The following is a 17,336-nucleotide window of genomic DNA, read 5'->3' on the forward strand; positions in this document are numbered from 1 at the left end:
AGGCTGGTCGTTAGGAAGACCCCCGCATGTGCAAAAGGCGATATTAAGGGGCCCTTCCTGACCGGCTACCCTCGTCAGGGTGAGGGTACTGGCAGCGATGTCCGGCGGGGTCGACTCTGCGGTCGCCGCCGCGCGGGCGGTGGAGGCGGGCCACGACGTCACCGGGGTGCACCTGGCGCTGGCGCGCAATCCGCAGACGTACCGGACCGGTGCCCGGGGCTGCTGCACCCTGGAGGACTCCCGGGACGCCCGGCGGGCGGCGGACGTGCTCGGTGTCCCGTTCTACGTGTGGGACCTGGCCGACCGGTTCCACGAAGACGTGGTGGAGACCTTCGTCGCCGAGTACGCGGCGGGGCGCACTCCGAATCCCTGCCTGCGCTGCAACGAGAAGATCAAGTTCGCTGCCGTACTGGACCGGGCGGTGGCGCTCGGCTTCGACGCGGTGGTCACCGGTCACCACGCCCGGCTCGGCCCGGACGGGCTGCTCCGACGCAGTGTCGACCTGGCCAAGGACCAGTCGTACGTGCTCGGGGTGCTGACCCGGGAGCAGCTGGACCGGTCGATCTTCCCGCTCGGCGACTCGACCAAGGCGCAGGTGCGCGCCGAGGCGGCCCGGCGGGGGCTGGCGGTGGCCGACAAGCCCGACTCGCACGACATCTGCTTCGTCGCCGACGGTGACACCCGGGGCTTCCTCGCCGACCGGCTGGGTGAGGCCCCCGGTGAGATCGTCGACGTCCGCACCGGTGCCGTGGTCGGCGCGCACAGCGGCGCGTACGCCTACACGGTCGGGCAGCGCAAGGGACTGGCGCTCGGGGTGCCGGCTCCCGACGGCCGGCCCCGGTACGTGCTCTCGATCACGCCGAAGACCAACACCGTGACGGTGGGCCCGGCCGAGGCGCTGGAGGTCCGCACGGTCACCGGCGAGCGTCCGGTGTGGACAGCCGGCCCGCCGCCGGTCGGCGCGTTCGACTGCGAGGTGCAGTTGCGGGCGCACGGCCAGGTGGTGCCGGCCACGGTCCGGCTGGACGGGGACCCGGGGCTGCGCGCCGAACTGCGCGAGCCGGTCCGGGGCGTCGCGGCGGGGCAGGCGATCGTGGCCTACCGCCCCGACCCGGACGGCGACGTCGTGCTCGGTTCCGCCACCATCAGCGCCGCCAGCTGAGCCGCGCCCGGCCGGCGCGGCTCAGCTGAGTCGAGGCGTCAGCGCCGGCAGCTGAGTCGAGGCGTCAGCGCCGTCGTCGGGAAATCCGTCTTCCGCCGGAGACGGACGGTTGCTCCGTGATACGAATACCGGGACGAACCGGGCGGGGCGGGGAAGTTGGCGACGGAGCGGCGGACGGAGCGGTCGGGACCGGAGCGGCTGCTCCGGCAGAGTGCGCACTCCCGTCAGGCGTCGTTTCTCGAACTCTTCTTCGACCTTGCCTTCATCGTCTCGTTCGCCCTGCTCTCGAACCGGCTGGCCGGCGACCTCGACTGGCGCAACGCCGGGCAGACGGCGATCCTGCTCGCCGCGATGTGGTGGATCTGGGTCGCCACCGCCTGGTCGACCGACTGGTACGACCCCAACCAGCCACTGATCCGGGGGCTGGTGCTCGGCGTGATGTTCGTGGGGCTGCTGGCCACCGCCGCCACCCCGCAGGCGTACGGCGAGCACGGACTGATCTTCGCCGGGGCGTACGCCCTGGTGCACCTCGGTCGGGCCGCGCTGCTGCTGCCGGCGCTGCGCGGTCATCCGATCCAGCGGCGGAGCCTGCTGGTGGCGCTCTGGTTCGCCGTCTCGGCGGTCTTCTGGATCGCCGGCGGCTTCGTCACCGGGATGGCCCGCCAGGTGCTCTGGCTGGTGGCGATCGGGCTGGACTACTCCGTCCCCTTGGTGGGCTGGCCGGTGCCCTGGCTCGGGCGGGTGCCATCGGCCCAGTTGCGGGTGGTCGGCGAGCACCTCTCCGAGCGGTACCGGCAGATCTTCATCATCGCGCTCGGCGAGATCATCCTGGTCACCGGTCTGACGTACGCCCGGGTGGGGATGGGGCTGGCCCAGACCGCGGCGGTCGCCGTGATCTTCGTCGAGGCCGGTCTGATGCTGTGGATCTACTTCGTGCCGCTCAGCGGCTCGCTGGGCGGGGCGATCGAGCGCAACCAGCCCCGGGGCGGCGTCTTCGCGGCGTACGGCCACGCGCTGCTGGTCGCCGGGGCGGTGCTCAGCGGTGTTGGCGCCGAGCTGATGCTGATGCACCCGCTCGATCCGGCACGCCCTTCCTGGTCACTGGCGATCGTCGGCGGTACCGTGCTGTTCCTGCTCGGGCGGGCCCTGCTGGGCCGGCTGGTCTACAGGCATCCGGTGTGGCGCGCCAGCACCGCGCTGGTACTGCTGCTGGCCGCCACACCCGGCCTGGTCCGGCTGCCGCCACTGGCGGTGGGAATGGTCAGCGCCGCGTTCCTGCTCGCCGTCATCCTCGGCTACGCCCTCGTTCCCGGTCGGCGGCGGGACGGCGACCGGGGCCGGGATAACCTGCCGGGGTGACCGATCAACAGCAGCCGGCGCGGGCAGATGAACAACAGCCGGAGCGGCCGGAGCGGACCGACGCAGCGCGCTGGCCCTGGCCGGCCGGGGCGGCGTCCGGCATCGGGTCGATGCCCGGCACCGACATCGCCGAGGCGCAGCGGATCGCGCTGGGCGAGCTGGCCGTGCCGTACCTGCCCGAACTGCCCGCCCGGGGTCCCGGTGCCGAGCTGGTGGGCCGCGGCGCCGGACTGCTGGTGGAGCTGCCGGTCGAGCTGTACGCCGCCCGGTGGCGGATCGCCGCCCGCCCGGGTCGTGACCTGCGTCGCGCCCGCGACCTGCTGGAACGTGACCTGGACCAGATGACCGAGCAGGCCGGCGAGTTCACCGGCACCTTCAAGGTCGCCGCGGCCGGTCCGCTCACCCTGGCCGCCAACGTCGAGCTGCCGGTCGGCGGCTGGCTGCTCCGCGACCCGGGTGCGGTGCGGGACCTGACCGGGTCGCTCGCCGAGGGGCTGCGCGGATACGTGGCACAGGTCCGTCGCCGGCTGCCCCGGGCCACGGTGCTGCTGCAACTGGACGAGCCGGCGCTGCCCGCCGTGCTGGCCGGTCGGATCCGGACCGAGAGCGGGCTGGGGACGTACCGGCCGGTCGAGTCGGGGACGGCGACGGGGCTGCTCGGCAGCGTGGTGTCGGCGGTCGACGTGCCGGTCGTGCTGCACTGCTGTGCCCCGGACGTACCGCTGGAACTGGTCCGTTCCACCGGCGCGTCGGCGGTCGCGCTCGACCTGGCCCTGGTGGACCGGCTCGACCCGCTCGGCGAGGCGATCGACGCCGGACTCGGCCTCTTCGCCGGGGTCGCACCGACGCTGCCGCCGCCCGGCGGGCGCGGGCCGTCGTCGGCCCAGCTCGCCGAACGGGTACGCCAGCTCTGGGACCGGCTCGGCTTCCCGCGCGCCCGGCTGGCCGAGCAGGTGGTGGTGACCCCGGCCTGCGGGCTGGCCGGCGCCACCGACGGGTACGCCCGGACCGTCCTCACCGCCTGCCGGGACGCCGGCCGCCGACTCGCCGAGGAGTAGGTTTTCCTGTCACAGTCCACGGGCAGGATGGGCGCATGATCGGTCAACTGCGTTCCGTCGTCATCGACTGCCCGGAGCCTCGAGCCCTGGCCACCTTCTATGCCGAGCTGCTCGGGTTGCCCGTCGACGACCGGAAGGTCGACGACGAGGACAGCTGGGTGGTGCTCGGCGGCGAGCCCGGCCAGCATCCCCGGCTCGCCTTCCAGAAGGCGGTCAACCTGCGGGAGCCGCGCTGGCCCGACCCGAACCGGCCGCAGCAGTTCCACCTGGACGTCACCGTCGACGACGTCGAGGCGGCCGAGGCCAGGGCGCTGGCCCTGGGCGCCACCCGGCTGCCCGGCTCGGGCGAGGGCTTCCGGGTCTACGCCGACCCGGTCGGCCACCCGTTCTGCCTCTGCTGGGACGACTGACCGCCGCCGCTCCGGCGCTGGCCCAGGGTGTCCGGTGCTGGCCCAGCGCTGGCCGGGACCGGCCCGGCGCTGGCCCAGGGTGTCCGGTGCTGGCCCAGCGCTGGCCGGGACCGGCCCGGCGCTGGCCTGACCGAGCGGCTTCGGGGGGAACGGGTGGCGATGCTGGGGCGGCTCGGGGAGGATGGCCGCCATGCATGATCAGGTCGCCGTGGCGGTCGCCGGCCGGGCCTCGGGCTCACTCTTCGGGCTCGCCTACGGTGACGCGCTCGGGGCACTGACCGAGTTCCTGCCGCTCGCCGAGATCCACCGGCGGTACGGCCCGACCGGTCCCCGCGAACTGGTCGGGGAGCCGGCCCGGGTCACCGACGACACCCAGCTGGCGCTGGCCGTCGGCCACGCGCTGCGCGAGGCTGGGCCGGCGGTCACCCCCGAGGTGCTGGAGCCGCTGCTCCGGGCACGGTTCGTGGCCTGGGCGCGGAGTCCGGAGAACAATCGCGCGCCCGGGATGACCTGCCTGCGCGCCTGCGGCGGGCTGGCCGAGGGACTGCGCTGGCAGGCGGCGACGGTCGCCGGCTCGAAGGGATGCGGCGCCAACATGCGGGTCACCCCGGTCGGCCTGGTTCCCGGCTACGATCTGGACACGCTCGCCGGGGTGGCCCAGTTGCAGGCGGGGCTGACCCACGGGCATCCGACCGGGCTGGCCGCGAGCGAGCTGACCGCGTACGCGGTCCGGGTGCTCCGGGACGGCGCCGCGCTGGCCGAGCTGCCCGGCCTGCTCCGGGACCGGGCGCTGCGGCAGCGCACCGTCTACCGGGCGGACTGGCTCGGCGACCTGTGGCAGCGGCCCGGCGTCGCCGACCCGGTCACCTTCGTCGGCCGCGGCTGGGACGAGTGCCTCGACGCACTCGACGCGCTGGACGCGGCGCTCGCGTCGCCCGACCACGGAACCGATCCGTGCGCGGCCACCGGTGCGGGCTGGATCGCCGAGGAGGCGCTGGCCACCGCCCTGTTCTGCGCGATCCGGCACGCCGACGACCCGGTCTCGGCGCTGGCCCGCGGCGCCACCACCTCCGGCGACTCGGACTCGATCGCCTGCCTGGCCGGCGCGTTCGTCGGCGCGGCCTACGGCATGCCGACCTGGCCCGCCGGCTGGTCCGACCGGATCGAGTACGCCGACCAGCTCGTCGCCCTCGGCACCGCCTGGGACTGACCGCCGGTGTCCCGGGCGGCCGGTGTCCCAGGCGGCCGGTGTTCCGGGCGGCCGGTGTTCCGGGCGGCCGGTGCGCCGGAGCCGGGCCGGTTAGGTTGGCGGAGAGGTTCGAGGAGGTCAGCGAGTGTCCGAGGAAGCGATCCCGCAGCAGGTGGGTGCCGAGCAGGAGGCGGCGGCCGGCGAGGAGCCCACGGCCGGGGCCCGGGACCGGCACGCCGAGCTGAGCACCGAGATCACCGACCACCAGTACCGCTACTACGTGCTCGACGCGCCGATCGTCTCGGACGCCGAGTTCGACACGTTGCTGCGCGAGCTGGAGGCGCTGGAGGAGCGCTATCCGGCGCTGCGTACCCCGGAGTCGCCGACCCAGCGCGTCGGCGGCACGTTCTCCACGCTCTTCACCCCGGTCCCGCACATCGAACGGATGATGTCGCTGGACAACGCGTTCACCCAGGAACAGCTGACCGGCTGGGTGGAGCGGATCGAGCGGGACGCCGGCGGTCCGGTGGAGTACCTCTGCGAGCTGAAGGTGGACGGGCTGGCGATCAACCTCACCTACCAGCGTGGCCGGCTGGTCCGGGCCGCGACCAGGGGCGACACCCGGACCGGCGAGGACGTCACCGCGAACGTGCGGACCCTGGACGAGGTGCCGGAGCGGCTGACCGACGGCACCGAGCCGGTACCCGAGCTGCTCGAGGTGCGGGGGGAGATCTACTTCCCGGTGGCCGCCTTCGCCGACCTGAACGCCGGCCTGGTCGAACAGGGGAAGCCGCCGTTCGCCAACCCGCGCAACGCGGCGGCGGGCAGCCTGCGCCAGAAGGATCCCCGGATCACGGCCAGCCGGCCACTGCGGCTGGTCGTGCACGGGCTGGGCGCGCGGGAGGGGTTCGCCCCGGTCACCCAGTCCGGGGCGTACGCCGCGCTGCGCGGCTGGGGGCTGCCGACGAGTGACCGCTGGCGGGTGGTGCCGGACCTGGCCGGCATCCGGGAGTACGTCGACCACTACGCCGAGCACCGGCACGACGTCGAGCACGAGATCGACGGGGTGGTGGTGAAGGTCGACCCGGTCGCCATCCAGGGGCGGCTCGGCTCCACCAGCCGGGCACCCCGCTGGGCGATCGCCTTCAAGTACCCGCCGGAGGAGGTCACCACCGAGCTGCTGGAGATCGAGGTAAACGTCGGGCGTACCGGGCGGGTGACGCCGTTCGCCGAGCTGCGGCCGGTGAAGGTGGCCGGCTCGACGGTGGCCAGGGCGACCCTGCACAACGCACACGAGGTGGAGCGCAAGGGTGTGCTGATCGGCGACACGGTGGTGATCCGCAAGGCCGGCGACGTGATCCCGGAGGTGCTCGGGCCGATCGTCGAGCTGCGGCCGGCGGACGCCCGGAAGTTCGTGATGCCGACCCGCTGCCCGGCCTGCGGCACCGCGTTGGCGCCGTCCCGGACCGGTGACGTCGACATCCGCTGCCCGAACGCCCGCACCTGCCCGGCCCAGCTCCGTGAGCGGATCTTCTATCTGGCCGGCCGGGAGGCGCTGGACGTCGAGGTGCTCGGCTTCAAGGCGGTAGGTGCGCTGCTCGACGCGGGCGTGCTCACCGACGAGGGCGATCTGTTCGATCTGGACTCGGAGCGGCTGGCCCGGGTGCCGTTCTTCGTCCGCAAGGACGGCACGCTGGGCCGCAACGCGGAGAAGCTGCTGGAGAGCCTGGCGGCGGCGAAGGACCGGCCACTGTCCCGGGTGCTCGTGGCGCTCTCGATCCGGCACGTCGGCCCGACCGCCGCCGAGGCGCTGGCCCGGGAGTTCGGCTCGGTGGCGGCGATCGAGGCGGCCGGTGAGCCGGAACTGTCGGCGGTGGACGGTGTCGGCCCGACGATCGCGGTCAGCCTGCGGGAGTGGTTCGAGGTGGACTGGCACCGCGAGGTGCTGCGCAAGTGGGCCGGGGCGGGCGTGCGGATGGCGGAGGAGCGGGTCGAGGAGGGCCCGCGCCCGCTGGACGGGTTGACGGTGGTGGTGACCGGCACGCTGGCCGGGTACACCCGGGACCGGGCGGCCGAGGAGATCCGGGTCCGGGGCGGCAAGGTGAGTGGCTCGGTTTCGAAGAAGACCGACTTCGTGGTGGTCGGCGACAACCCGGGGTCCAAGGCGGAGAAGGCGGCCGCGCTGAAGGTGCCTATGCTCGACGAGACCGGCTTCGCCGCGCTGCTCGCCGAGGGTCCGGAGGCGGCGGGTAGGCTCGCACTAAGTGACGATTAGTGATGGATCGATCAGCTCTCCGTAACAGAAGTCGTTGGGCAAGATGCGCCGTATTTCAAGTTAGTCACGACTAGGCCCGATTCGCGTCTGTCGCCTCCCGTCCGGCGCGGGTCAGGGCGTTTCATGGGAGGCACGTCGCGTGGCAGCCGCCACGCCCAGACCGAGAGGCTCGGGAGGTCACATGGAGGCCGCCGCGCTGCGGAACTCCGTTCCTCCAGATCGGACGACGCCGTTCTTCGGCTTCGTCTGGGCCGTCGTCGGGCTGGCCGTCGGGGTGTGCGCGGTGCCGCTGCTCGCCCTCCCCGCCGAGCTGCCCCGGCTGCCGCTGGCGTTCTGGCTGATGGCGGCCCTCGCGGTCAGCTTCGACGCCCGCCCGTTCAGCCCGCACGCCGAGCGGCGCAGCATGTCCGTCTTCCCGTCGATCTGCTTCACCTTCGCCATCACCCTGGAATGGGGGCCCGGCCCGGCCATCGCGGTGCAGGCCGCCGCCGTGCTCGTCTCCGGCTGGCGGATGCGGTACGCGTCCTGGCGCACGATCTTCAACATCGCCCAGTACGCCTGCGCGCTCGTCGCCGCTGACGCGGTCGTCCGGCTCGTCCCCGGCGACGGGTTCGGGGCCACCGGCCGGCTCCGGCCGCTGGACGTACTCGTCGCGGTCGGCGCGGCGGGCGCCTGGCTCACCGTCAACCACGGCCTGGTCGCCACCGCCGTCCGGTTGCGCTTCGGCGGCCGGTGGTGGACCCGGATCCGGCAGGGCCTCGGATTCGAGCTGCTCGCCACCGGGTCGCTGCTGCTGCTCGCCCCGGTGCTTGTCGCCGCCGCCCGGACCAGCCCGGCGCTGGTACCGATGATGGTGCTGCCGCTCTACGCGGTCTCCCGGATGGCCCGGCTCTCCGCCGAGCGGGAACAGCTCGCCCGGCTGGACCCGCTGACCGGACTGCCCAACCGGGCGGCGCTGCGCGCCGAGGTCACCGAGCAGGTCGCGGCGCACGCCGAACTCGCCGGCAAGCAGGCGCCCGGCGGTCACCTCGCCCTGCTGCTGCTCGACCTGGACCGCTTCAAGCACGTCAACGACGCCCTCGGGCACGCCGTCGGGGACCGGCTGCTGGTCGAGGTCGCCGGCCGGCTGGGCACCGTGGTACGCCCACCGGACGTGATCGCCCGGCTCGGCGGGGACGAGTTCGCGATCCTGGCCACCCGGCTCGACGGGGTGGCCGACGCCCGTCGGGTCGCCGACGCGGTGGTCGGGGAGCTGACCGACCCCGTACCGCTGGACGGGCTGCCGCTCGACGTCGGCGGCTCGATCGGGATCGCGCTCTATCCGGAGCACGGCGGCGACTTCGCCACCCTGATGCGGCACGCCGACGTGGCGATGTACGACGCGAAACACCGGGGCGACCCGGTGGCGGTCTACGCCGCCGAGTCCGACCACAACTCGGCGGAGCGGCTCAGCCTCCTCGCCGACCTGCGCCGGGTGCTGGAGACCGGGGCCGACGACGCCGGCGAGATCACCCTCTACTACCAGCCGCAGATCGCGATCGCCACCGGCGAGGTGGTCGGGGTGGAGGCGCTGCTGCGCTGGCGGCACCCCCGGCGCGGCATGGTCGACCCGGAGGAGCTGATCCGGGTCGCCGAGCAGAGTGCGGTGATGCGGCTGCTGACCCGCCGGGTCGTCGACGACGTCGTGGAGCAGCTCGCCAAGTGGTCCGCCGCCGGGCTGGAGCTGCGGGCGGCGGTGAACGTCAGCGTCCGCGACCTGCACACCGGCGAGATCACCGACCAGATCGCGGAACGGCTCGCCCAGTACGGCGTACCGGCGTCGCGGATCCAGCTGGAGATGACCGAGGGTGCGCTGATGGCCGACCCGCGCCGGGTGCTGGCCACCATCACCCGGCTGGACCGGATCGGGGTGGCCATCTCGATGGACGACTTCGGCACCGGGTACTCGTCGATGCAGCACCTGCGGCGGCTGCCGCTGGCCGAGGTGAAGGTCGACCGCTCCTTCGTACTCGGGATGACGGCCGACGCCGACGACGCGGCGATCGTCCGGTCGGTGATCGAGCTGGCCGGCGCCCTGGGGCTGCGGGTCGTCGCCGAGGGGGTGGAGGACGAGCGGACCTGGCGGCTGCTGCACGAGGCCGGCTGCGACGTCGCGCAGGGGTGGTTCTTCGCCCGGCCGATGCCGGCGGAGGACCTGGTCACCTGGCTCGCCCGGTACCGCCCGGTCAGCCCCACCCCCCGGCTCGGCGGCACCGCGCCGGCGGTCGCCGAACCCGACGGGGCGGTGCCGGCTGCCGGAAAGGCGGCTCCGGTCGAGGCGGGAGCGGCTCCGGTCGAGGCGGGGGCGGCTCCGGTCGAGACGGGGGCGGCTCCGGTCGAGACGGGGGCGGCTCCGGTGGAGACGGGGGCGGCCAGGGTCGACGTGGGAACGGCCAGGGTCGACGCGGCGGCTGCCAGGCTGCATCCGAGCGTGGAGTGAGCCGGGCCGGCCGGCGTCGAGGCGGGCCGGGACTGGCACCGGGGGAGTCGGGGGCGGCGCGGCTCGGGGTGACAAATAGACTCGCTCAGGTCACCGCGCGCGTGCCACGCTGCGCCGGGAAGTCGACGGCGGAAGCCGCGCAGAGGTCACAGCATGAAGGGGGCACCGATGTCCGCCATCTCCCGCGAGGAGGTCGCGCACCTGGCGCGGCTGTCGCGGCTCGCCGTCACCGAGGAGGAGCTGGACACCTTCGCCGGCCAGCTCGACGTGATCCTCCAGGCTGTCGCGCGGGTCGGCGAGGTGGCCGCCGCGGACATCCCGCCCACCTCGCACTCGGTGCCGCTGACGAACGTGCTCCGCGAGGACGTGGTGGTGCCCGGCCTGACCCGGGCGGAGGCGCTGGCCGGAGCGCCGGACAGCGAGGAGGACCGGTTCCGGGTGCCGCGCATCCTGGACCCCGACGAGCCGCCGAGCCCCCGTGGTGAGGGCCCGGCGGAAGGGAACGCGTGACCACCATGGCCGAGCTGACCAGGATGACCGCGACCGAGATCGCGGCCCTCATCGCCTCCGGCGAGGCGTCCGCGGTCGAGGTGACCCGGGCCCACCTGGACCGGATCGCCGCGGTCGACGACCGGGTGCACGCCTTCCTGCACGTCGACGCCGACGGTGCGCTGGAGGCCGCCCGCGCGGTCGACGCGAAGCGGGCCGCCGGGGCGGAGCTGGGCCCGCTGGCCGGGGTACCGGTGGCGGTCAAGGACGTGCTCACCACCAAGGGCGTGCCGACCACCGTCGGGTCGAAGATCCTCGAAGGCTGGCGCCCGCCGTACGACTCGACGATCGTGCGGCGGCTGCGGGCGGCCGGCACGGTGATGCTGGGCAAGACCAACATGGACGAGTTCGCGATGGGCTCCTCCACGGAATACTCGGCGTACGGGCCGACGGGGAACCCGTGGGACCTGGGCCGGATCCCGGGCGGCTCCGGCGGGGGCAGCGCGGCGGCACTGGCCGCGTACGAGGCGCCGCTGGCGATCGGCTCGGACACCGGTGGCTCGATCCGGCAGCCGGGCGCGGTGACCGGCACCGTCGGGGCGAAGCCGACCTACGGCGGCACCTCCCGGTACGGCCTGGTCGCGTTCTCCTCCTCACTGGACACCCCCGGCCCGTGCGCGCGTAACGTCCTCGACGCGGCGCTGCTGCACGAGGCGATCGGCGGGCACGACCCCCGGGACTCCACCTCGATCCCGGCGCCGGTGCCGGACGTGGTCGCCGCCGCCCGGGCCGGTGCCTCCGGCGACCTGACCGGGGTGAAGCTGGGCCTGGTCACCGAGTTCTCCGGCGAGGGCGCCGAGCCGGGCGTGGTCGCCGCGTTCCGGGACGCCGTCGACGCGCTGACCAAGCTCGGTGCCGAGGTCGTCGAGGTCTCCTGCCCGCACTTCCAGTACGCGCTGCCGGCCTACTACCTGATCGCGCCGAGCGAGTGCTCGTCGAACCTGGCCCGGTTCGACGGGGTGCGTTTCGGGCTGCGGGTCGGCGACGACGGCAACCGGGGGCTGGAGGAGGTCATGTCGCTGACCCGGGACGCCGGCTTCGGCCCCGAGGTCAAGCGCCGGATCATGCTCGGGACGTACGCGCTCTCCTCCGGTTACTACGACGCCTACTACGGGCAGGCGCAGAAGGTGCGTACCCTGATCACCCGCGACTTCACCGCCGCGTTCGAGCAGGCCGACGTGCTGATCTCGCCGACCACGCCGTTCGTGGCGTTCCCGTTCGGCTCGCGGACCTCCGACCCCTACCAGATGTACCTGGCGGACCTCTTCACCATCCCGACCAACCTCTACGGCGGACCGGGCATCTCGGTGCCGTGCGGGCTCTCCGACGGGTTGCCGGTGGGCTTGCAGATCATGGCGCCGACGATGGCGGACGACCGGATGTACCGGGTCGGCGCCGCGCTGGAGTCGGTGATCGGCACCCTCACCGCGCCGGAGCTCTGACCGGGCGGTTTCCGGCCGGACGGGCGGCCGGGAGGCGAGGCGCGGGTCACAGTCGGAAGCTTGTTGCACAGAGTTCGCAATAAGCTGGCAGGGATCCGGTCGTTCCGCCACGGGGGTGTTCCATGTCGGTGCCGGAACTGGTGATGGCCTGGGGCCGTGGTTGGGCGGTCTCCCGGGCCACGCCCGCGCCGGTCGAGGTCCCCGGCGGCTTCCGGGTCGACGTCGGCCTGCCGGGCCATCGGGTACGCCACGTGCTGCACACCTATCGGGCCGACACGCTCGGTCGGCTCGGTGCGGACCTGACCGCACCCGGGAGTTGGATCAAGGTGACCGGCGACCCGGCCGGCTTCCGGGCCGCCCTGCCCGCCGGCTGGACCATTGATATCCCCGGCTACCTGATGACCGTGCCGTTCCGTGCCGAGCCGGTCGAGTCGCCCCCGGGATACACGGTCCGGGTCGACACCGAGCCGGGCAGCGGGGCGTTGGTCGCGACGGTGCGGAACGAGGCCGGGGAGCGGGCGGCAACCGGACGGCTGGCACCGGCCGGCGAGTTCGGTGTCGTCGACCAGGTCGAGACCGCGCCGGTGCACCGGCGCCGGGGGCTGGGCAGCGTCGTGCTGCGTACCCTCGCCGGCCGGGCGGCGGCCCGCGGACTGCGTACCGGAATCCTGGTCGCCACGGACGACGGTCGCGCCCTCTACCGCAGCCTCGGCTGGGTCGTCCGCTCCGACGTCGCCGGGGCGTACCGTCCCGGGCAGTAGCCCCAGCGTGCTTCCCCGGCAATCCGCCGAGGATCCAGCCGCAGCGGCGTGTCCAGCCGTGTCCAACCGGGTCCAGGATGGCCGGCGGCGCGACCGGACATCGACGACTCTCTCCTCCAACAGCCACGCCGGCGGGGTCCGGCGCAGGCGTCTAGCGAGGAGGAAGCAGGTATGAGAGTCCTAGCGAAGCGGGCCAGCCGGGCGGCGTCGGTGGCGCTCGCCCTGGCGATGGCGGCAGTGCCCGCGCTGGTGCTGGGCCAGCCGGCCGGTGCGGCAGCCGCGCCCGGCCTGGACCCGGGCGCCAGCGCCGAGGCGTGGGCGGCGGGCCGGACGGTGTACGGGGCGGACGTCACCGAGCACCAGGCGATCGTGGCGTACTGGACGCCGGAGCGGATGCGGGCGGCCCGGCCGGCCGAGGAGTCACCGGCCTACCGGCAGGCGGTCAGGCGATACGTCGAGAGTGGACAGGCGGCCCACCGGGTGGCACCCGACCGGGGCGCCCGGCTGACCGTCCCACCGGCCGCCGGTGAACTCGGCACCCCGGACAGCGGCCCGGTGCCGGCCGCCCTGAACCCGAACTTCGCCGCCAACCACCCGACCGCGCGCACCAGCGGCAAGGTCTTCTTCACCATGGGCGGCGGGAACTTCGTCTGCTCCGGAACGGTGATCAACTCCGAGGGTCAGGACACGGTCTGGACCGCCGGGCACTGCACCCACCCCGGTGGGCCGGGCGGCGCGCTGGCCACCAACTGGTCCTTCGTGCCCGCCTTCGACGACGACCTGGCCAACCCCCGGCCGTTCGGCACCTGGACGGCGGCCCGGCTGATCCCCGCGCCGGGCTGGACCGCCAGCTCCAACTTCGGCGAGGACATGGCCGTGGCGATCATGAACACGCTCAACGGCCAGCACATCGTCACCCGGCTCGGCGGGCAGGGGCTGGACGTCAACCGGGGCATGAACGTGGCGATCAACGCCTTCGGCTACCCGGCCGAGGCGCCCTTCGACGGCGGCAACCTGCTGCGTTGCTCCGGCAACTCCCAGCCGGAGTCGCCGGGGGCCACCCAGACCGTCCGGATCCCCTGCGACATGACCCGGGGCTCCAGCGGCGGCGGCTGGCTGCTCAACTGGGACGGCAACTTCGGCTTCCTGTACGGCGTGAACAGCCGGATCGACCGGATCGTCGGCCCGACGGTCATGATGTCGCCGTTCTTCGACAACACCGCGCTGAACCTCTACAACCAGACCAGGAACCTCTGACCGTCGAGCGGATCGACAGCGACAAGGCGCTGTCCGGGGCGGGCCGGTGCGATGGCCCGCTCCGGACGGCGCCGACGCTATCGGGCCATCGCCGGCTGACGCTGGGTGCGGCCGAGGAACTCCCGGATGTGCGCGGCGATCTCGTCGACGTGGGTCTCCAGGGCGAAGTGGCCGGTGTCGAGCAGGTGGACCTCGGCGTCCGGCAGATCCCGCCGGAAGGCCCGGGCCCCGTCCGGGCCGAAGATCGGGTCGTTGGCGCCCCAGACCGCGAGCAACGGCACCCGGGTCTGCCGGAAACACTCCTGCGCCCGGGGATAGAGGTCGAGATTCGTCCGGTAGTCCCGGAAGAGTTGGAGCTGGTTCTCGTGGTTGCCCGGCCGGCCGAGGACCTCCATCGCGTGGTGCCAGGCGTCCGGGTTGACCAGGCTGACGTCCGGCACCCCGGTCTCGTACTGCGCCCGGACCTCCGCTTCGGTGAAGGCACGCCGGGCGGCGGCCTCGTGCTCCGGTCCGGGATCGCTCGCGTACGTGAAGAGCGGTGCCCAGAACTCCTCGACGAATCCCTCCTGGTAGGCGTTTCCGCTCTGGCTGACGATCGCCGAGATGCTCTCCGGTCGTCGCAGCAGCAGGCGCAGCGCGATCGGCGCCCCGTAGTCCTGCATGTAGACGGCGAACCGGCGGATGTCGAGCTGGTCCAGCAGCCCGACGGTGACGTCGGCGAGCGCATCGAACGTGTACGGGAACTCACCCAGGGGCGGTGCCGCGGAATAACCGAAGCCGATGTGGTCCGGCGCCACCACGTGGTAGTCGTCGGCCAGCGCCGGGATCAGCTCCCGGAACATGTGCGAGCTGGTCGGGAAGCCGTGCAGCAGGACCAGCGGCGGCGCGTCCGGCGGGCCGGCCTCGCGGTAGAAGACCTCCATCCCGTCGACCGTCGCCGTCCGGTGGTGTACTCCGCCGATCATGTAATCCCCCGATCTGCCCCTTTCTTCTCATCGTGCCCGCAGTCAGGTGGTTTCCGGGCGGGTATCGACGCTGGCGGACGTACCGATCCGGGTGTGCGGCAGCGGGAGCCGGCGCGCCGACAGCGGCCGACCCCCGACGGACTCCGGCGGCTCAGGGCTGGAGGAACCAGGGGCTGGTGTAGGCCACGCCCCAGTCGTTGCACGCGTGGTTCGCCGGCCCGGGGCTGGCGTTCGGCTGCGTCGGATCGGAGATCCGCAGCACCACCCAGTGCCCGTCGGCGATGTCCAGCGGCACGGTGAAGCTGGTGACGCCCCGGCCCGCCTCGATGTCGAGCACCTCGGGCACCACCGGCGCGTCGCTGCCCGGCCGGAGGACCTGGATCCGCAGCGGCCTGCCCACCCAGTCCGGCCCCCGGTCGAGGTCCACCGAGAAGGTCACGTCGGCCCGGCCGACCGGCAGCACCCCGCCCATCCGGACCCCGTCCGCGGTCGCGTCCAGACGCAGCCCGGAGACCCGGGTGGCGAAGAACCGCCGGGCCCGCATCGCGGCCAGCACCTCCTGCCGGGTGTTCTGGGTGACCCACAGGCCGGTCCGGCCCTTGCCCTCCGGAAAGCCCCAGTCGGTGCCGTGCTCGTCGGAGACCCCGGTGAGACCGGGCCGCCAACCGGCGTTCAGGCAGGCGACAAGCGGAGACGTCTGCCCGCTGCCCCAGCCGTCGAAGAGGTAGTCGTCACCCCGGTTGAACATCTCCAGCCCGATCATCGGCTCGCGGACCCCGGCGACGTACCTGAAGTTGTCGAACCGGCCCACCTCCCGGCCGGGGTGGTTGAACCCGGCGACCCCGCCCGAGCTGCCGATCCAGTTGTAGAGCCGGCTCATGCTCGACGACTGGAGCAGGTCGGTGTAGTTGCCGGTGAACCAGACGTTGACGTGCCCGAGCAGCGGATGCGACCACTCGAAGCCCCGGATCGCGGTGTACTGGCCCGGGTCGTCGGCGGCGTCGGCGAGCTGACCGGTGCGGTCCCACTCCGACCGGGAGAGCCCCTCGATCGAGAAGAGCGTGCTGTGGTCGGTGAGTGCGGCGACGTCCAGGCCGGCGTCGCGCATCGAGGCGAAGGCGAGCGCGGGATCACCGTCGCCGTCCGACATCAGGGTGTGGTTGTGCAGGTCGGCGTGGACCAGCGTGGTGCCCTGGGTGATCAGGGACGTCCGCGACGCGCCACTGCCCGCGGCCTGGTTCGGCCCGGCCGCCCGGGGGACGGCGGCGGCGTACGCGGTTCCGGGTGCGGCGGCGAGGGTCAGCAGTCCGCCGGCAGCGGCGACAAGCGTACGTCGGCTGGTACCGGTGGGGGTGTGTCCGGTCTCCGCGTGCGTGTGGGTCATGCCGGACAGTGCACAACCCGCCCGGCAACTCGCCGGTAGCCACAGTTGACCGGCCGGTTAAGTCTGTCGATCGCTTGGTGGATCTTCCGGCGTCGGCCGGCGCGGCGCCCGACGCTCAGCGCGGCTCGGGGAGTTCGTGGCCGGTGAGCAGCCGGGCGCCCGCCAGCACCAGCGGCTCCCAGTGGGCCGCACCGGTACGCCCGTGCTTCGGGTCGATCCCGGTGACGGTCCGGCCGCCGATGCGCACCCGGACGTGCCGGGCGGTCCAGTCGGCGGTGGCCCGCTGGCGTACCCGGCCGGGGCACCGCCAGGTGCGGTCGGCGAAGCGTACGACCTGGGAGTGTCCGTGCACCTGGCCGAACGGGACGAAGCCGCCTCCGGCGTAGTGCTCCAACCACGGCTCGTGCAGCTCCCAGCCCGCCTCGGCCCAGAACGGCCCGGCCGCCCGGTCCACGCCGAACTCCCCGCCCCGGAAGATCAGTGGCGGGCGGTCGTCCAGCAGCCGGGCCGCGAGTGCGGCGGTCGACGGCTCGCCGAGCCGCCGCCAGGCGCCGACGGTCAATCCGGCGTGGCTGACCAGCAGATCCTCCCCATCGGCCGTCCGGATCGCCACGGCCACCCGCAGCCGGCCCGCCGCCCACCAGGAGCGGAGCAGGTCCGCGTCGCCGTCGGCGATCGGATCCGGCCAGAACGGGGTGCCACCGGGCAGGTACTGCGCCTCGTGGTTGCCGGCGAGCTGGATCCACTGCTCCGGCTGGTGGTCGAGATACCGGTCGACCAGCTCCAGCACCGCTGCACTGTCCGGGCCACGGTCGACGAGGTCGCCTACCTGCACCACCGTGAGGTCGTCGGGCAGGTCGGGCCGGTCGGCTGGCACGCCGAGCGCGTGCAGGGCGCCGCGTAGCTGCTCGGGATGGCCGCCGACGTCACCGACAACCGCAATTCGGCCCATCATCGCTCCTCGCTCGCCCGGGTCTACATCGGGCGAGCCTATCCGGGCGATCCGTGCTCCGCGACCCGCGACCATCCACGCTGGACGGTGCCGG

General features: G+C 73.5%; 14 protein-coding genes. 11 read left to right on the forward strand and 3 right to left on the reverse strand.

Going from position 1 to position 17,336, the window contains the following annotated elements; genetic code table 11:
- The first annotated feature begins 79 nt into the window (after positions 1 to 79).
- The 11 genes from mnmA to ACN28A_RS22360 all read left to right on the forward strand — a co-directional run bounded on the left by mnmA (position 80) and on the right by ACN28A_RS22360 (position 13,941).
- Positions 80 to 1,162 (forward strand): tRNA 2-thiouridine(34) synthase MnmA, encoded by a 1,083-nt coding sequence (mnmA, locus tag ACN28A_RS22310; protein ID WP_421397632.1) that lies wholly within the window; start codon positions 80 to 82, stop codon positions 1,160 to 1,162.
- Positions 1,163 to 1,318: 156 nt separating this feature from the next.
- Entirely contained in the window at positions 1,319 to 2,521 is a 1,203-nt protein-coding gene (locus ACN28A_RS22315; protein ID WP_421397633.1) for a low temperature requirement protein A, read from the forward strand.
- A 110-nt stretch (positions 2,522 to 2,631) separates the two neighbouring features.
- Positions 2,632 to 3,579, forward strand: a complete 948-nt coding sequence (locus tag ACN28A_RS22320; RefSeq protein WP_421404569.1) for a methionine synthase — start codon at positions 2,632 to 2,634, stop codon at positions 3,577 to 3,579.
- 35 nt (positions 3,580 to 3,614) lie between these two features.
- Positions 3,615 to 3,989, forward strand: coding sequence for a VOC family protein (locus ACN28A_RS22325; RefSeq protein WP_421397634.1), 375 nt, complete (start codon positions 3,615 to 3,617; stop codon positions 3,987 to 3,989).
- Between the two features lie 190 nt (positions 3,990 to 4,179).
- Positions 4,180 to 5,199 (forward strand): ADP-ribosylglycohydrolase family protein, encoded by a 1,020-nt coding sequence (locus ACN28A_RS22330; protein WP_421397636.1) that lies wholly within the window; start codon positions 4,180 to 4,182, stop codon positions 5,197 to 5,199.
- 124 nt (positions 5,200 to 5,323) lie between these two features.
- Entirely contained in the window at positions 5,324 to 7,453 is a 2,130-nt protein-coding gene (gene ligA / locus ACN28A_RS22335; RefSeq protein WP_421397637.1) for an NAD-dependent DNA ligase LigA, read from the forward strand.
- A gap of 181 nt (positions 7,454 to 7,634) precedes the next feature.
- Positions 7,635 to 9,932 carry an EAL domain-containing protein gene (locus ACN28A_RS22340; RefSeq protein WP_421397638.1) on the forward strand — a complete coding sequence of 766 codons (2,298 nt, stop codon included), beginning with the start codon at positions 7,635 to 7,637 and terminating at the stop codon, positions 9,930 to 9,932.
- Between the two features lie 168 nt (positions 9,933 to 10,100).
- Positions 10,101 to 10,442 (forward strand): Asp-tRNA(Asn)/Glu-tRNA(Gln) amidotransferase subunit GatC, encoded by a 342-nt coding sequence (gene gatC, locus ACN28A_RS22345; protein WP_421397640.1) that lies wholly within the window; start codon positions 10,101 to 10,103, stop codon positions 10,440 to 10,442.
- Positions 10,443 to 10,447: 5 nt separating this feature from the next.
- Positions 10,448 to 11,923, forward strand: coding sequence for an Asp-tRNA(Asn)/Glu-tRNA(Gln) amidotransferase subunit GatA (gene gatA, locus ACN28A_RS22350; protein WP_421404571.1), 1,476 nt, complete (start codon positions 10,448 to 10,450; stop codon positions 11,921 to 11,923).
- Positions 11,924 to 12,045: 122 nt separating this feature from the next.
- A complete protein-coding gene (locus tag ACN28A_RS22355; RefSeq protein ID WP_421397642.1) occupies positions 12,046 to 12,684 on the forward strand; it encodes a GNAT family N-acetyltransferase in 639 nt (212 codons plus the stop codon).
- A 171-nt stretch (positions 12,685 to 12,855) separates the two neighbouring features.
- Positions 12,856 to 13,941 (forward strand): trypsin-like serine peptidase, encoded by a 1,086-nt coding sequence (locus ACN28A_RS22360; RefSeq protein ID WP_421397644.1) that lies wholly within the window; start codon positions 12,856 to 12,858, stop codon positions 13,939 to 13,941.
- 77 nt (positions 13,942 to 14,018) lie between these two features.
- On the opposite strand, the gene ACN28A_RS22365 is transcribed toward ACN28A_RS22360, so the two are convergent.
- The 3 genes from ACN28A_RS22365 to ACN28A_RS22375 all read right to left on the reverse strand — a co-directional run bounded on the left by ACN28A_RS22365 (position 14,019) and on the right by ACN28A_RS22375 (position 17,242).
- Entirely contained in the window at positions 14,019 to 14,906 is an 888-nt protein-coding gene (locus tag ACN28A_RS22365; protein WP_421397646.1) for an alpha/beta fold hydrolase, read from the reverse strand.
- A gap of 151 nt (positions 14,907 to 15,057) precedes the next feature.
- Positions 15,058 to 16,290, reverse strand: coding sequence for a CehA/McbA family metallohydrolase (locus tag ACN28A_RS22370; RefSeq protein WP_421397649.1), 1,233 nt, complete (start codon positions 16,288 to 16,290; stop codon positions 15,058 to 15,060).
- A 115-nt stretch (positions 16,291 to 16,405) separates the two neighbouring features.
- The gene (locus ACN28A_RS22375) at positions 16,406 to 17,242 is read right to left on the reverse strand and encodes a metallophosphoesterase (protein ID WP_421397652.1); all 837 of its coding nucleotides are present in this window, start codon (positions 17,240 to 17,242) and stop codon (positions 16,406 to 16,408) included.
- Positions 17,243 to 17,336: the final 94 nt, after the last annotated feature.

This window comes from Plantactinospora sp. WMMB782, assembly GCF_049179135.1.
Classification (GTDB): domain Bacteria; phylum Actinomycetota; class Actinomycetes; order Mycobacteriales; family Micromonosporaceae; genus Plantactinospora.

Bases quoted from the DNA above. Each gene is read 5' to 3' on its own strand.
- ACN28A_RS22320 (WP_421404569.1), top strand. From the start codon at position 2,632: ATGCCCGGCACCGACATCGCCGAGGCGCAGCGGATCGCGCTGGGCGAG.
- ACN28A_RS22325 (WP_421397634.1), top strand. From the start codon at position 3,615: ATGATCGGTCAACTGCGTTCCGTCGTCATCGACTGCCCGGAGCCTCGA.
- ACN28A_RS22330 (WP_421397636.1), top strand. From the start codon at position 4,180: ATGCATGATCAGGTCGCCGTGGCGGTCGCCGGCCGGGCCTCGGGCTCA.
- ACN28A_RS22340 (WP_421397638.1), top strand. From the start codon at position 7,635: ATGGAGGCCGCCGCGCTGCGGAACTCCGTTCCTCCAGATCGGACGACG.
- gatC (WP_421397640.1), top strand. From the start codon at position 10,101: ATGTCCGCCATCTCCCGCGAGGAGGTCGCGCACCTGGCGCGGCTGTCG.
- gatA (WP_421404571.1), top strand. From the start codon at position 10,448: ATGGCCGAGCTGACCAGGATGACCGCGACCGAGATCGCGGCCCTCATC.
- ACN28A_RS22355 (WP_421397642.1), top strand. From the start codon at position 12,046: ATGTCGGTGCCGGAACTGGTGATGGCCTGGGGCCGTGGTTGGGCGGTC.
- ACN28A_RS22360 (WP_421397644.1), top strand. From the start codon at position 12,856: ATGAGAGTCCTAGCGAAGCGGGCCAGCCGGGCGGCGTCGGTGGCGCTC.
- ACN28A_RS22365 (WP_421397646.1), bottom strand. From the start codon at position 14,906: ATGATCGGCGGAGTACACCACCGGACGGCGACGGTCGACGGGATGGAG.
- ACN28A_RS22370 (WP_421397649.1), bottom strand. From the start codon at position 16,290: ATGACCCACACGCACGCGGAGACCGGACACACCCCCACCGGTACCAGC.
- ACN28A_RS22375 (WP_421397652.1), bottom strand. From the start codon at position 17,242: ATGGGCCGAATTGCGGTTGTCGGTGACGTCGGCGGCCATCCCGAGCAG.